Source organism: Verticiella sediminum (assembly GCF_007558815.1).
GTDB lineage: Bacteria > Pseudomonadota > Gammaproteobacteria > Burkholderiales > Burkholderiaceae_B > Verticiella > Verticiella sediminum.
Genome location: NZ_VLTJ01000039.1, coordinates 338922 through 353808, shown reverse-complemented (window position 1 = coordinate 353808; position 14887 = coordinate 338922). Strand labels below are relative to the sequence as shown.

The following is a 14887-nucleotide window of genomic DNA, read 5'->3' as shown; positions in this document are numbered from 1 at the left end:
CGGCGGCGAACTAACCGAGCAGTCGGGCGAAATCGTTGAACAAGGCCACGCTCATGAGCGCGACCAGAATGCCCAGCCCGGCGCGCTGGCCCAGCTCCAGCCAGCGTTCGGGTGGCGGACTGCCGCGGACAATTTCGACGAGATAATACAGCAGGTGGCCGCCATCGAGCATCGGAATGGGTAGCAGATTCAACACACCCAGGCTCACGCTCACGAGGGCGATGAAGCTGATATAGGCGATCAGGCCCAGGCGCGCGGTCTGGCCGGCATAGTCGGCGATGGTCACGGGGCCGCTCAGATTGCGCCAGGAAGCTTCGCCGGTCACCATGCGTCCTAGCATGCGCAGCGAGAACCAGGCGACCTCGCCCGTGCGCTCCACGCCGCGCGCCAGGCTCTCGAGCGGCCCGTAGCGCACCTCGACGAACCTCGTGTCGACGCCGAGCTGCACGCCGATGCGACCGACCGTGCTGCCGTCATCCTGAGCCTGCGCGCGCGGCACCAGGGTGAGTTGCAGCGGCTGCCCCTCGCGCTCGACCCGCAGGACCACGGGCTGCTCGGCGCGCCGGCCGACGATGCTCACGAACTGATCGGGCATCGGCATCTCCATGCCGTCGATGGCGAGCACCCGATCGCCCACCTGCACGCCGGCAGCCGCCGCGGCGCCATCCGGCTGCACGGCCTGGATCACCGGCAAGGGCGGCGCCTGGCCCGGCTCCGGTTCGCGCACGCCCACCATGTAGAGCACCGCATAGAGCAGGCTGGCCAGCAGCAGGTTGGCGAGCGGGCCGGCCGAGACGATGGCGATGCGCTGCCAGACCGACTTGGTGTCGAAGGCTTCATGCCGCTGGGCGGCCGGCACCTGTCCCTCGCGACTGTCCAGCATCTTGACGTAGCCGCCCAGCGGAACCGCCGACACTGCCCATTCCGTGCCGTGGCGATCGGTGCGGCGCAGCAGCACTTTGCCGAAGCCCACGGAAAAGCGCAGCACGCGCACGCCGCAGCGGCGCGCGACCCAGAAATGGCCGTACTCGTGGATCACGATCAGCACGCCGAGTGCGACCGCGAAGGCAATCAAGGTGAGCAGCATGAGCCGTCTCCGGTAAGAAAGTGAGCGCGCCGGGCCTAGCCGCGCGCGCGCATGCGCAGCCGCTCGGCGGCCAGCGCCCGAGCGTGGGCGTCGAGCGCGAGCACGTCGGCCAAGACGTCCAAACGCCCTCCGCCGGTTTGCGCCGCGTCCAGCACATCGCCGATCACGGCGGCAATGTCGGTGTAGCGCAGACGCTCCTGCAGGAAGGCTTCGACCGCGACTTCGTTGGCGGCGTTCAATGCAATACAGGCTGCCTGCCCGGCGCGTAGGGCATCCCAGGCCAGCCCCAGGCAGGGGAACCGGGCCAGATCCGGCTCTTCGAAGTCCAGGCGCCCGATGCGCGCGAGATCGAGCGGCCCGACGCCGGCGTCGATGCGCTGCGGGTAGCCCAGACCATACGCGATCGGGGTGCGCATGTCCGGCTGGCCCAGTTGCGCCAGCACCGAGCCGTCGTCGTACTCCACCATGGAATGGACGACGCTCTGCGGATGGATCAGCACCGACAGGCGCTCGGCCGGCATGGCGAACAGCCAGTGCGCCTCGATCACCTCCAGCCCCTTGTTCAGCATGGTGGCCGAATCGACCGAGATCTTGCGGCCCATGGACCAGTTCGGATGCGCGCAGGCCTGCTCCGGCGTGATCTCGGCCAGCGTCTCCAGGGCGCGCGTGCGGAAAGGGCCGCCCGACGCCGTCAGCACCAGGCGCCTGACGCCGCGGGCGGGCGCGCGCGCGGCTTGCGCCCCGACGGCCGGCAGGCACTGGAAGATCGCGTTGTGCTCGCTGTCGATCGGCAGCAGCTCGGCGCCGCTGTCGGCGGCCGCCTGCATGAAGAGCGACCCCGCGGCCACCAGCGCCTCCTTGTTGGCGAGCAGCACGCGCTTGCCGGCGCGCGCCGCGGCCAGCGCGGCAGGCAGCCCCGCGGCGCCGACAATGGCGGCCATGACGGTGTCGCAGTCCGGATCGGCGGCCGTCTCGGCCAGGGCGTCGGCGCCCACGCGCACCTGCGGCCCCGCGCCCTGCCCCACCCGCGTCCAGGCGTCGCGAAAGCGCGCGTGCGCCGCGGCATCGGGCACCACGACCACCGCCGCGCCGCTCACGGCCGCCTGAGCCGCGAGTTCGTCCATGCGCGAGTGCGCGCTCAGCGCATGCACGCGAAAGCGCTCGGGGTGCCGCAGTACGACATCGAGCGTGCTGACGCCGATCGAACCCGTGGCGCCCAGGATGGCGACGTGGCGAGGGATCACTTTCAGAGAACCAGAAGCATGGCAAGGGGCGCCGTGGGCAGCACCGCGTCGATACGATCGAAGACGCCGCCATGGCCGGGCAGCAGTTGGCTGGAATCCTTGCGGCCGGCGCGGCGCTTGAGCAACGACTCGAACAGGTCGCCCGCGATCGAGACCCAGGCGAGCACGGCGCCGAACAGGGCCGCGCCCGGCCAGGACCAGCGCGCGACGAGATCGGCGCCGAAAAGCGAATAGCCGGTGGGGGTCGGCTGGGCCAGGGCCGCGCTCGCCAGAACCCAGGCGATGGCGCAGACCATGCCGCCGATCGCGCCCGAGAGCGTCTTGCCCGGGCTGATCGCAGGCGCGAGCTTGCGCCCGCCCACGCGCCGGCCGACGAAATAGGCGCCGATGTCGGCGGCCCAGACCACGGCCAGCAGCGACAGCAGATACGGCACGCCGCGCCCGTAGGCGACCAGCAGCGCGGTACACGCGGCCGGCACGGCGAGCAGACCGAAGGCGGAGAGCAGCACGCTGAACGGCGCGCGCTCGACCCGGGCGAAGAAAAGATAGACGCTTACGGCGAGCCAGCCGAACAGCGCCCACAGCCAGGCGACGGCCGTGATGCGCTGCATCATCTCGACCCAGCCCGGCGTGCCGAAACCGAGCACGGCCGAGCCTGCCGAATCGAGGATCAAGGCGCCCAGCGGCGCGGCCAGGACCGAATAATCGAGCAGCAGGCGCACGAACAGCCAGCAGCCGAACAGGGTTGCCACGATGCGCAGCACCAGGCGCGCGCCGGTATCGCCCAGCAGGAGCAGTTCACGCCAGGAAGCGGCCGGCGCGCCGCCCGGAACGGCCGCGCGCGCCAGGGTCAGGCGCCACCATTCGATCATAGCAAGGACGGCGAACACGGCGAGCAGCACGGCGAACGGGATCGGCCCCGGCGCGGCGAGCACCGCCACCAGAATGACCAGCAGAACGGCGGCGGTAATCACGCGCTGTCGCAACATCCGGATCAGCCCCCCTGGGCAAGCAGTGTCATCGGGTCCTGGACGAGCTGGGCGCTGGTCCGGCCGAACCGGCGCTCGCGCCCGCCGTACCAGGCGAAGGCCTCGGCCAGCGCGCTGGCGCCGAAGTCCGGCCAATAACGCTCGGTGAAATACAGCTCGGTGTAGGCAAGCTGCCAGATCGCGAAGTTGGAGATCCGCTGCTCGCCGCCGGTGCGGATCAGCAAGTCCGGTTCCGGCGCGAAGGCGAGCGAGAGATACGGCGCCAGCCGCGCCTCGTCGATCGCCTCGGGGGCGCTGGCCAGGTGCGGCTCGGAACGCAGCAGCGCGCGCATGGCGTTCAGTACGTCCCAGCGGCCGCCGTAGTTGGCGGCCACCGTGAGGTGCATGCGGTCGTTGCCGGCCGTGCGCAGCTCGGCATCTCGGATCAGGCGCTGCAGGCGCGGCTCGAAAGCCGTGATGTCGCCCACGATGCGCAGGCGCACGCCCTGCTCCTCGAGCTTGCCGATCTCGCGCTCGATGGCCTGCATGAACAGGCGCATCAGCAGCGAGACCTCCTCGGGCGGACGGCGCCAGTTCTCGGAGCTGAAGGCAAAGAGCGTCAGGTATTCGACGCCCGCTTCGCCGCAGGCCTGCACGACGTTGCGCACGGCGTCCACGCCGCGGACATGGCCGGCCTTGCGCGGCAGGTGGCGGCGGGTCGCCCAGCGACCGTTGCCGTCCATGATGATGGCGACGTGGCGCGGCGCCGTGCCCGTGCTCGGGATGCCGAGAGTGGAACTGGTGTTCATGACGCGAGGATGAGCGGCATCGCGCTCAGACCTTCATGATCTCCGCTTCTTTCTGGCTGACGAGCTTGTCCACTTCGGCGACGTAGCGGTCGGTGAGCTTCTGGATGTCGTCCTGGCCGCGGCGTTCGTCGTCTTCCGAGATGGTCTTGTCCTTGACCAGGCGCTTGAGCTGCTCGTTGGCGTCGCGGCGCAGGTTGCGCACGGCGATCTTGGCGCCCTCGCCCTCGCCGCGCACCACCTTGGTCAGGTCGCGGCGGCGCTCCTCGGTGAGCGCGGGCATGGGCACGCGGATCACCTCGCCCATGGCCTGCGGGTTCAAGCCCAGGTCCGATTCGCGGATGGCCTTGTCCACGGCGCCAGCCATGTTCTTCTCCCAGACCTGGATGGACAGGGTGCGCGCATCGACCACCGTCACGTTGCCGATCTGGCTGACCGGCACCATGGAGCCGTAGTACTCGACCTGCACGTGATCCAGGATGCCGGCATGGGCGCGGCCGGTGCGCAGCTTGGCGAGTTCGAGCTGCAGGTTCTCCAGGGACTTGCGCATGCGCGCTTCGGCGCTCTTGGTGACTTCGGATACGGACATGTCTTACTCCTAGACGTGGACCAGGGTGCCCTCGTCGGCGCCCATGATGACGCGGGCGAGCGCACCGGGCTTGTTGATCGAGAACACCTTGATCGGCAGCTTCTGGTCGCGGCACAGGGCGAAGGCGGTGGCGTCCATGATCTCCAGGCGGCGGTTGATCGCCTCGTCGAACGAGATCCGGCTGTACCGGGTGGCGTTCGGGTCCTTGTTGGGATCGGCGCTGTACACGCCGTCGACGCGGGTGGCCTTCAACACCAGCTCGGCGCCCACTTCGGCGCCGCGCAGCGCGGCCGCGGTATCGGTGGTGAAGAACGGATTGCCCGTACCCGCCGCGAAAATCACGACCTTGCCCTCTTCGAGGTAGCGCAGGGCCTTGGGACGGATGTAGGGCTCGACGACCTGTTCGATGTTCAGGGCGGATTGCACGCGCGCGTCGAGCCCGCGGTGCTTGAGCGCATCCTGCAGGGCGAGCGCGTTCATGATGGTGGCCATCATGCCCATGTAATCCGCGGTCGCGCGGTCCATGCCCTGGGCCCCGGGCGCGATGCCGCGAAAGATGTTGCCCCCGCCGATGACGATGGCCAGTTCCACCTCGAGCCGCACCACGTCGAGGATCTCGTCGGCCATCCGCATGATGGTGCCGCGATTGATGCCGTAGGCATCGTCGCCCATCAGGGCTTCGCCCGACAGTTTCAGCAAAATGCGTTTGTATGCGGGGGATGTGGGGGCGGTCATTGCGGGGATCGTGAAGATGGAAAAACGGTGCATAAGGCATGGCCCGCCGGACGCGCCGGCAGGCCATGCGCCGGGCTTAGCCGCGAGCGGCGGCGGCCTGCGCCGCGACTTCGGCGGCGAAGTCGGTGCTCTTCTTCTCGATGCCCTCGCCGACGATGTACAGCACGAACTGCTGCACCGTCGTGCCCTTGGACTTGAGCATCTGTTCGACGGTCTGCTTGTCGTCCTTGACGAACGGCTGCGACAGAAGCGTAACTTCTTTCAGGAACTTCTGCACGGAGCCTTCGACCATCTTGGCGGCGATCTCGGCGGGCTTGCCGGATTCGGCGGCCTTTTGCGAGGCGACCGAACGCTCGGCCTCGATCAGGGCCGGATCCACGCCGTCGGCGCTCATGGCGCGCGGGCGGGTGGCCGCGACGTGCATCGCGATGTCCTTGCCCACGGCGTCGTCGCCGGTGTACTCGACCAGCACGCCGATACGACCGCCGTGCACATAGCTCGCCACCTTGCCGGCGGTTTGGATGCGCTGGAAGCGGCGGATGCTGATGTTCTCGCCGATCTTGCCGACCAGGGCGGTGCGGGTCGAGTCGACGGTGCCTTCGCCCATGGACAGGGCCGAGAGGGCGTCGACGTCGGCCGGCGCATCGGTGGCCACGCGCTTGGCCAGTTCGTTCACGAAGGCAACGAAATCGTCGTTCTTGGCAACGAAGTCGGTCTCGCAGTTGACTTCGATGACCGCGGCCAGCTTGGCGTCATCGGACACGTAGACACCGACCAGGCCTTCGGCCGTCACGCGGGCAGCCGCCTTGCTGGCCTTGGTGCCGAGCTTGACGCGCAGCAGTTCCTCGGCGCGGGCCAGATCGCCCTCCGCCTCGGTGAGCGCCTTCTTGCACTCCATCATGGGCGCGTCGGTCTTCTCGCGCAGTTCCTTGACCATCGCAGCAGTGATTTCTGCCATGCTCGCTCCTGAATGATTCCTAACGATTGAATGACTGCCCGCGGGCCCGCTGGGGCCACCACACGGGACGGGCCGAAAGCAAAGGGGCCTAAAGCCCCTTCACCTGCCAGCCACGGGCCGGTACTTCTGCATGCCCCGGACCTGCCGGGGCCGTTCGCGCTTGACCCCGGGGATCAGGCCTCGTCTTCGCGCACTTCGACGAATTCGTCGGCGCCCTCTTCGGAGACGGCTTCGACCACGCCTTGCATGGCCTGTTCACGGCCGTCCAGGATCGCGTCGGCGGCGCCGCGGAAATACAGGGCCAGCGCCTTGCCGGAGTCGTCGTTGCCCGGGATGACATGGGCCACGCCCTCGGGCGAATGGTTGGTGTCGACCACGGCAACCACCGGGATGTTCAGGGCAGCGGCTTCGGCCACGGCGATCTTGTGGTAGCCGACATCGACCATGAAGATGGCGTCGGGCAGACCGTTCAGATCCTTGATGCCGCCGATCGACTTGTTCAGCTTGTCCAGTTCACGCGTGAAGAGCAGCGCTTCCTTCTTGCTCATGCGCTCCAGGCCGCCGTCGGCGACCACGGCTTCCATGTCCTTCAGGCGCTTGATCGAGGACTTGACAGTCTTGAAGTTGGTGAGCATGCCGCCCAGCCAGCGGCTGTCGACGAAGGGCATGCCGCAGCGCTGGGCTTCCTCGGCGACGACCTCGCGCGCGGCGCGCTTGGTGCCGACGAACAGGATCGTGCCGCCACGAGCTGCCAACTGACGCATGAACTTCATCGCGTCCTGGTACATCGTCAACGTCTTTTCGAGGTTGATGATGTGAATCTTGTTGCGATGGCCGAAGATGTAGGGGGCCATCTTGGGGTTCCAGAAGCGGGTCTGGTGACCGAAGTGGACACCGGCTTCCAGCATTTCGCGCATGCTAACGGACATGGATATCTCCAAGGGTTGTGTCTTGCACCGTAGGTGTACCGTCGCTCGACGGCACCCTATGGGTCTACGGCGCGCTATTACCGGGAAAAGGCCCGGCGCCTGGATGCTGCTGCCCAACCGACGAGTTAGGCAACGAGTTTTTGGGAAAGCCTATAATTCTATCATTTTTAAGGACTTGGCAGCCAGTCATGGGTATAGTCACCGATTCCGTCGAGCTCGACCAGATGCGCGCCGCCTGCCAGGCGGCCGCCAGCGTGCTCGATCATGTCGCGCCGTTCATCAAGCCCGGCATCACCACCGCCGAGATCGACCGGATCTGTCACGACTACATGAAGCAGATCGGCGTGAAGTCGGCCACCATCGGCTACGCCCCGCCGGGCTACCCGCCGTTTCCCGGCGCCGTGTGCACGTCGGTCAACCACCAGGTCTGCCACGGCATGCCGGGCGAGAAGGTGCTCAAGAACGGCGACGTCGTCAACATCGACGTCACGGTCATCAAGGACGGCTGGTTCGGCGACACCAGCCGCATGTATTGCGCGGGCGAGCCCTCGATCCTCGCACGCCGCCTGACCGACATCACCTATGAGTGCATGTGGCTCGGCATCGAGCAGGTCAAGCCGGGCGCGACGCTGGGCGACGTGGGCAGCGTGATCCAGCGCCATGCCGAGAAGGCCGGCTTCTCGGTGGTGCGCGAGTTCTGCGGCCATGGCATCGGGCGCAACTTCCACGAAGATCCCCAGGTGCTGCACTATGGCAAGCCGGGCGCCGGCGTGAAGCTGGTCGAGGGCATGATCTTCACCATCGAGCCCATGATCAACGCCGGCCGCCGCGAGATCCGCCAGTTGTCCGACGGCTGGACGGTGGTCACGCGCGACCATAGCCTGTCGGCGCAATGGGAACACACAGTGCTCGTCACCGAGTCGGGATACGAGGTCCTCACGGTCTCTCCCGGCATGCCGGCGCCGCCGTCCTTCGTGAAATCGCTCACCACCGCCTGATACCCCGTGTCCGTGGCCGCCCGTATTCCCGCCAGCCCCCAGCCCGCCGCCGATCTGCCGGCGCTGCGCGAGCAGATGCGCGCCGAGCGCGACCAGATCACCGCCGTGTTCCGCGAGAACCTGCGGCCGGATGCCTTTCTGGGCAGCCTGCGGCGGCTCGTCGACCGCGTGCTCGGGCAACTGCTCACCATCCATCCGCTGCCCGCGGGCGCCGCCCTGGCCGCCGTGGGCGGCTACGGCCGTGGCGAACTCTACCCGTACTCGGACGTCGACATCCTCATCCTGCTGCCGCATCCCGCCCAGGCCGAGGAGGAAGCCGCGATCTCGGATCTGCTCACCGCGATGTGGGATCTCGGCCTGGAGCCCGGGCACAGTGTGCGCACGATCGAGGACTGCCTGGCCGAGGCGGCCGCCGACATCACCGTCGAGACCGCCCTGCTCGAGGCGCGCTGGCTGGCCGGCAGCCGTTCGCTGATGCGCCAGTTCTCGCAGCGCATGCGCGAACGGATGAACCCGGCGGCGTTCATCCGCACCAAGAAGCTGGAAATGCAGCAGCGCCACACGCGCTACGAGAATACGCCGTACGCGCTGGAACCCAACTGCAAGGAATCGCCGGGCGGCCTGCGCGATCTGCAGGTCATTCTCTGGATGGCGCGGGCCGCGGGCCTGGGCCGCACCTGGAAGCAGGTCGCCGACGCCGGCCTGCTCACCAGCCAGGAAGCCCGCCAGCTACGCCGGGCCGAACAGGCGTTCAAGCGGCTGCGCATCGAGCTGCACCTGCTCGCCGGCCGGCGCGAGGACCGCGTGCTCTTCGAGCACCAGCCCGCGCTCGCCGAGGCCTACGGCATCGAAGGCGCCCACGGGCGCCGCGCCAGCGAAATGCTGATGCAGCGCTACTACTGGGCGGCCAAGCTCGTCACCCAGCTCAACAACATCCTGGTGCAGAACATCGAGGAGCGCATGCTCGGCGAAGAAGCCGGCGCGCCGATCGATATCGACGACGACTTCGTCAACCGCCACGGCAAGCTCGACATCCGGCTGGACGACGCCTTCGAGCGCAAACCCGCCCTGCTGCTCAAGGCCTTTCTCGTGATGCAGCAGCACGCGGAGCTGTCCGGCATGTCGGTGCGCACCGTGCGCGCCATCTGGCATGCGCGCCGGCGCATCGACGCGCAGTTCCGGGCGAACCCGGTCAACCGGCACATGTTCCTCGCGATCCTGCAGCAGCCGCGCGGCATCGTGCACGAGCTGCGCCGCATGAACGACCTGGGCGTGCTGCCGGCCTACCTGCCGCCGTTCCGCCGCATCGTCGGGCAGATGCAGCACGATCTCTTTCACGTCTACACGGTCGACCAGCACACGCTCATGGTGGTGCGCAACCTGCGCCGCTTCACCATGGACGAGCACGCCCACGAATACCCGCTGTGCAGCGACCTGATCGCCAACTTCGATCGCCACTGGCTGCTCTACCTGGCCGCACTGTTCCACGACATCGCCAAGGGCCGCGGCGGCGATCACTCCCGGCTGGGCGCCATCGAAGTCCGCCGCTTCGCCCGCACGCACCAGCTCGACAAAGGCGACGCCCAGTTGGTCGAGTTCCTCGTGCGCGAGCACCTGCTGCTGTCCTCGGTCGCGCAGAAGCAGGATCTGTCCGATCCACAGGTGATCCGTGCCTTCGCCGAGCGCGTCGGCACCGAGCGGCACCTGACCGCGCTCTACCTGCTGACCGTGGCCGACATCCGCGGCACCAGCCCCAAAGTCTGGAACAGTTGGAAGGGCAAACTGCTCGAAGACCTCTACCGCAAGACGCTGGATGCCCTGGGCGGCGGGGTTGCGCCCAACGCCACCACCCTGCTGGCGCTGCGCAAGCAGGAAGCGGCCAGCCTGCTGCGCCTGGCCGGCCTGCGCGACGACGCCCGCGACACGCTCTGGCGCGAACTGGACGTGGGCTACTTCCTGCGCAACGACGCGAGCGACATCGCCTGGCATACCCGCCACCTGTACAACAAGGTGCGCAGCGAGACGCCGGTGGTGCGGGCCCGCGCCATCGAAGGTGAAAGCCTGCAGTTCGCCATTTATGCGAAGAACACGCCGGCGCTCTTCACCCAGCTCTGCGCCTGGTTCGAAAGCCGGCGCCTGGGCATTCTGGACGCGCGCATCCACACCACCCGCCACGGCTACGCGCTGGACAGTTTCGTGGTGTTGAGCCCGAGCGGCGCGGGCGAGCTACGCACCATCGTCTCCGTGCTGGAGCACGAACTCGCCGACTACCTGCGCCAGACCGGCCCGGCCCAGAGCACGCCGCCCGCCAACCTGGGACGCGCCTCGCGCCGCTCGCGCCAGTTCCCCGTGACGCCGGCAATCGAGCTGCATCCGGACGAGTCCGGCAAGTCCTGGATTCTGAGCTTGAGCGCCACCGACCGGGCCGGGCTGCTGCACGCCATCGCCCGGATATTCGGCGAGCACGGCGTCACCGTGTCCAGCGCCAAGGTCATGACGCTGGGCGAGCGCGTCGAGGACGTGTTCGTGCTCGACGGCGGCTCCGGCACGCTGGGCGACAGCCGCAGCCAGTTGCGTTTCGAGCGGGAGCTGCTCGACACCCTGCGCACCTGAGACGCGGGCCGCAGGCCGGCTGGCCCGGCCCGCGCCCCGCTCGGCTGGGGCTACGGCAGCGCGTCCCCCGGCCCCGCGGCCAGCGCGCCGGGCGCCGCGCACCAGGTGCCGAGCAGGTGTTGCATGTGCTGCATGGCCGCGTTGTAGCGTTCGTCGCCCCCCTCGAAGGCGACGCGGGTATGGCTCTCGCCAACGCCGGCGGCGTAGTTGCTCACTACGTTCAGCGCGCAGTACTCCAGCCCCAGTTCGCGCGCGAGCGCGGCCTCCGGCATGCCGGTCATGCCGACCAGGTCGCAGCCGTCGTTGCGCAGGCGGCGCACCTCGGCGGCGGTTTCCAGCCGCGGCCCCTGCGTGCAGGCGTAGGTGCCGCCATCCGTGACGCGCACGCCGCAAGCCTGGGCGGCCCGCAGCATTTCGACGCGCAGGCTGGCCGTGTAGGGCTCGGTCATGTCCACGTGCACCACCGGCGCCTCGCTGCTGTCCACGAAGGTGTGCGCGCGCCCGCTGGTGTAGTCGATCAGTTGGTCCGGCAGCACCAGACTGCCCGGCGCGATGTCCTCGACGAGGCTGCCAGCGCTCGCCACCGCGATGACCTGGCGCACCCCGACCTCGCGCAGCGCCCAGAGATTGGCGCGATAGTTGATCAGGTGCGGAGCCAGCGTGTGGCCATAGCCATGGCGATTGAGGAATACGACCTCGGCGCAATCGTCGATGCGCCCGAAGGTGAGCGCGCCCGACGCCTGCCCATACGGCGTGCGCACGACCTGGCGCCGCGTGGCAGCCATGCCGGTCATCCGATAAAAACCCGTACCGCCGATGATGGCGCGCATCAGTTTGCTTCTCCCAGCAGTTCCAGCAGCCCGGCTTCGTCGAGCACGGGCACGCCATATTCCTGCGCCTTGACGAGCTTGCTGCCGGCTTCCTCGCCGGCGACGACATAACTCGTCTTGCGCGATACCGAGCCCGTGACCTTGCCCCCGGACGCAACGATGCGCTGCGCCGCCTCGTCCCGGGTGAGCGTGGGCAGCGTGCCCGTCAGCACGAAGGTCTTGCCGGCCAGCACCGCCCCGTGCGAGACGGTTGCCGCCTCGGGTTGCGGCTCGACGCCGCGCTCGCGCACCAGTGTGTCGATGACCGCGCGATTGTGCGGTTCGCCCAGGAAGTGGGCCACCGCCGCGGCCACCACCGGCCCCACCGAGGGTACCGCGGTGAGCGCGGCTTCGTCGGCCGCCAGGAGGGCGTCCAGGCTGCCGAAGTGCCGCGCCAGGTCGCGCGCGGTGGCCTCGCCCACGTGGCGGATGCCGAGCGCGAACAGCAGGCGGCCCAGGGTGGGCCTGCGCGCGCGGTCGATCGCCTCGATCACGTTCTGCGCCGACTTGGCGCCCATGCGCTCGTAGCCGGCAAGCTCCTCGGCAGTGAGCGTGAACACGTCGGCCAGTGAATGGACGCGGTCGCGCTCGACCAGTTGGTCGATGAGCTTCTCGCCCAGCCCCTCGATGTCCAGGGCGCGCCGGCCCACAGCATGCGCCAGCGCCTGCTTGCGCTGCGCGGCGCATACGAGGCCGCCAGTGCAGCGCGAGACCGCCTCGCCTTCGAGCCGCTCGATGAGCGAATCGCAGACCGGGCAGTGCGTGGGCATGACGAACTCGGTCACGTGCGCGGGCCGCCTGGCCAGCACCGGCGCGACCACCTCGGGGATCACGTCGCCCGCGCGGCGAACCACGACGGTGTCGCCGATGCGCACGTCCTTGCGCCGGATCTCGCCTTCGTTGTGCAGGGTGGCATTGGTCACCGTGACGCCGCCGACGAACACGGGCTTGAGCCGCGCCACCGGCGTGATGGCACCGGTGCGGCCCACCTGCACTTCGATCGCGATGAGCTCGGTGGTGGCCTCCTCGGCCGGGAACTTGTGCGCCAGCGCAAAGCGCGGCGCGCGCGAGACGAAACCGAGCTGGCGCTGCGCCGAGAGGCTGTCGACCTTGTACACCACGCCGTCGATGTCGTAGGACAGGCTGTTGCGCAATCCGGCGACGCGCTGATAGAAGGCGAGCAGGCCGTCCGCGCCGTGCACCACCGTGCGATGCGGCTCGACCGGCAGGCCGAGCGCGGCCAGCCAGTCGAGCATGTCCGAGTGCGTGGCCGCCGGCAAGGCGCGGTCGACCTGCCCCCAGCCGTAGGCGAAAAAGCGCAGCGGACGCGTCGCTGTGATGCGCGGATCGAGCTGGCGCAGGCTGCCCGCCGCAGCGTTGCGCGGGTTGATGAAGATCTTGCCGCCGCGCTCGCCCTGCTCCCGGTTGAGGCGCTCGAAATCGGCGCGGAACATCAGCACCTCGCCGCGCACTTCCAGCACCCCGGGCACGGCTTCGCGCAGGCGCAGCGGGATGGCCTTGATCGTGCGGATGTTGCCTGTGACGTCCTCGCCGGTCTCGCCGTCGCCGCGGGTGGCCGCCTGGACCAGCTCGCCGTTCTCATAGCGCAGGCTGATGGCCAGCCCGTCGAGCTTGAGCTCGCAGGTATAGGCCGCCGAGCCGCCCGCCGCCAGCGCGCCCGAGGCCACCAGGCCGTCGGCCACGCGCTTGTCGAAGGCGCGCACGGCCTCTTCGTCGAAAGCATTGCCCAGCGACAGCATGGGCACGCTGTGCCGTACCGCCGCGAGTTCGGGCACCGGCGCGCCGCCCACGCGCTGCGTGGGGGAATCGGGCGTGATCCATTCCGGGTGTTCCGCCTCGAGCTGGAGCAGCTCGTGAAACAAGGCGTCGTATTCGGCGTCCGAGATGATGGGGTCGTCGAGGACGTAATACCGATGATCGTGCTCGGCGATCCGGGCACGCAGTTCCTGCACACGCGAGTTCAAGCAAACACCCTCAACGAACGCGGCGAGCCCGCGCGCAGACCGTTGGCCGCCAGTTCCCCGTACAGACGGCGCAGATGCGCGTCGACCGCACCCTCGCCGCCTTCGGCCAACGGCAGGCCGTTGTCGTCGACGACATTGGCATCGAGCACCTCGGCCAGTTGGCGCGCCGTGCGCGCCATGTCCGCGAAGGCGGTATCGCTCGCCGGACTGCGCGGAACGTCGAGCAGCAGCGTGAGGCGCGAGAGGGTTCCGGAAGCGCCGTTCGCGGGCGCCGGATGGCTCAGCGTGAAACGCACCGCGCCGTCTTCGTCGCGGAACTCCAGGTGGTCCGGCTCGCGGCTCTCGACGAAGCCGGCGTCGCGCGCGACCGACAGCACCTCGGCCACGCGCCAGGGCTGCGGGCCCTGCGGCACCAAGGTCAGGCCGACCGAGGTATCCAGCGAAGCGCACAAACCGTCGAGCTGCTGCGCCATTTCCAGCACGTCCTGCGGGTCCGGGCCTTCGATCTGGGCGTCGAGCTGGTCGGCGATGCGCTCGGCGCGCGCCCAGGCCTGCGCCCACTCCGCAGCCGCCAGCGCGCCGCTGCGGTTGGCCAGCAGCACGGCGATCTGCATGGCGACGTAGTCGCGATCCAGCCGCAGGTTGGCACAGTGCTGGCCGTCCACGGTGCGAAAGAACGCGCGCAGCGGCTTCTGACCCACCTTGTGCAGCTCGCGCACCAGGGGCAGCAGGTCGCGCGCGGCCACGGGATGCCCGAAGATGAGGTCGATCACCGCTTCGCAGCCCGCGTCGGGCTCGTCGTCGTCATCGCCCTGCTCGTCGGTCTCGACCACGCGCACGGCCGGCTCGCGCCGCATGGGCGATTCGGCGGCGGCCGCGCCCATGCCGGGTTCGAGCCGCGGTTCGGCCTTGCCGGCCGGCGTTTTCCTGGACTTGACCGGCTTGTCGGCGGGCGCCGCATCGCCCAGCAGCGGATCTTCGCCCGCGGCGGAGAACGTCTCCTGCATCTTGCGGCTGACGCGGCGATCCTGCCACCAGTTCAGGCCCAGCACCACGGCAATGAGCAATATGCCCAACGCCACGAGGCCCATCTGCAAGTCACTCAT

At 68.9% G+C, this 14887-nt stretch carries 13 protein-coding genes; 2 read left to right on the top strand and 11 right to left on the bottom strand.

The window, feature by feature from the left end:
- Window positions 1-10 precede the first annotated feature (10 nt).
- The 8 genes from rseP to rpsB form a co-directional block, all read right to left on the bottom strand.
- Entirely contained in the window at window positions 11-1087 is a 1077-nt protein-coding gene (rseP, locus tag FOZ76_RS21110; protein ID WP_143950243.1) for an RIP metalloprotease RseP, read from the bottom strand.
- A 35-nt stretch (window positions 1088-1122) separates the two neighbouring features.
- Window positions 1123-2331, bottom strand: a complete 1209-nt coding sequence (ispC, locus tag FOZ76_RS21105) for a 1-deoxy-D-xylulose-5-phosphate reductoisomerase (protein ID WP_170235563.1) — start codon at window positions 2329-2331, stop codon at window positions 1123-1125.
- A 2-nt stretch (window positions 2332-2333) separates the two neighbouring features.
- Window positions 2334-3305 carry a phosphatidate cytidylyltransferase gene (locus FOZ76_RS21100; RefSeq protein WP_425473331.1) on the bottom strand — a complete coding sequence of 324 codons (972 nt, stop codon included), beginning with the start codon at window positions 3303-3305 and terminating at the stop codon, window positions 2334-2336.
- 20 nt (window positions 3306-3325) lie between these two features.
- Window positions 3326-4108, bottom strand: coding sequence for a polyprenyl diphosphate synthase (gene uppS / locus FOZ76_RS21095; RefSeq protein ID WP_143950241.1), 783 nt, complete (start codon window positions 4106-4108; stop codon window positions 3326-3328).
- A gap of 25 nt (window positions 4109-4133) precedes the next feature.
- The gene (gene frr / locus FOZ76_RS21090; RefSeq protein WP_143950240.1) at window positions 4134-4694 is read right to left on the bottom strand and encodes a ribosome recycling factor; all 561 of its coding nucleotides are present in this window, start codon (window positions 4692-4694) and stop codon (window positions 4134-4136) included.
- Window positions 4695-4703: 9 nt separating this feature from the next.
- Complete coding sequence (gene pyrH, locus FOZ76_RS21085) at window positions 4704-5429, bottom strand: UMP kinase (RefSeq protein ID WP_143950239.1); 726 nt, start codon at window positions 5427-5429, stop codon at window positions 4704-4706.
- 76 nt (window positions 5430-5505) lie between these two features.
- The gene (tsf, locus tag FOZ76_RS21080; RefSeq protein WP_143950238.1) at window positions 5506-6387 is read right to left on the bottom strand and encodes a translation elongation factor Ts; all 882 of its coding nucleotides are present in this window, start codon (window positions 6385-6387) and stop codon (window positions 5506-5508) included.
- Between the two features lie 173 nt (window positions 6388-6560).
- The gene (gene rpsB, locus FOZ76_RS21075) at window positions 6561-7316 is read right to left on the bottom strand and encodes a 30S ribosomal protein S2 (protein ID WP_143950237.1); all 756 of its coding nucleotides are present in this window, start codon (window positions 7314-7316) and stop codon (window positions 6561-6563) included.
- 188 nt (window positions 7317-7504) lie between these two features.
- On the opposite strand from rpsB, the gene map reads away from it, so the two are divergent.
- Window positions 7505-8314 (top strand): type I methionyl aminopeptidase, encoded by an 810-nt coding sequence (map, locus tag FOZ76_RS21070; protein ID WP_143950236.1) that lies wholly within the window; start codon window positions 7505-7507, stop codon window positions 8312-8314.
- Between the two features lie 12 nt (window positions 8315-8326).
- Window positions 8327-10927, top strand: a complete 2601-nt coding sequence (locus tag FOZ76_RS21065) for a [protein-PII] uridylyltransferase (RefSeq protein WP_281283030.1) — start codon at window positions 8327-8329, stop codon at window positions 10925-10927.
- Window positions 10928-10977: 50 nt separating this feature from the next.
- On the opposite strand, the gene FOZ76_RS21060 is transcribed toward FOZ76_RS21065, so the two are convergent.
- The 3 genes from FOZ76_RS21060 to FOZ76_RS21050 are packed head-to-tail and all read right to left on the bottom strand — an operon-like array spanning window position 10978 to window position 14887.
- Window positions 10978-11757 (bottom strand): S-methyl-5'-thioinosine phosphorylase, encoded by a 780-nt coding sequence (locus FOZ76_RS21060; RefSeq protein WP_143950235.1) that lies wholly within the window; start codon window positions 11755-11757, stop codon window positions 10978-10980.
- Window positions 11757-13781 (bottom strand): NAD-dependent DNA ligase LigA, encoded by a 2025-nt coding sequence (ligA, locus tag FOZ76_RS21055; protein ID WP_143950234.1) that lies wholly within the window; start codon window positions 13779-13781, stop codon window positions 11757-11759. Before ligA ends, FOZ76_RS21060 begins: the two co-directional genes overlap by 1 nt.
- Complete coding sequence (locus FOZ76_RS21050) at window positions 13778-14887, bottom strand: cell division protein ZipA C-terminal FtsZ-binding domain-containing protein (protein WP_143950233.1); 1110 nt, start codon at window positions 14885-14887, stop codon at window positions 13778-13780. The genes ligA and FOZ76_RS21050 overlap by 4 nt, the downstream gene beginning before the upstream one ends.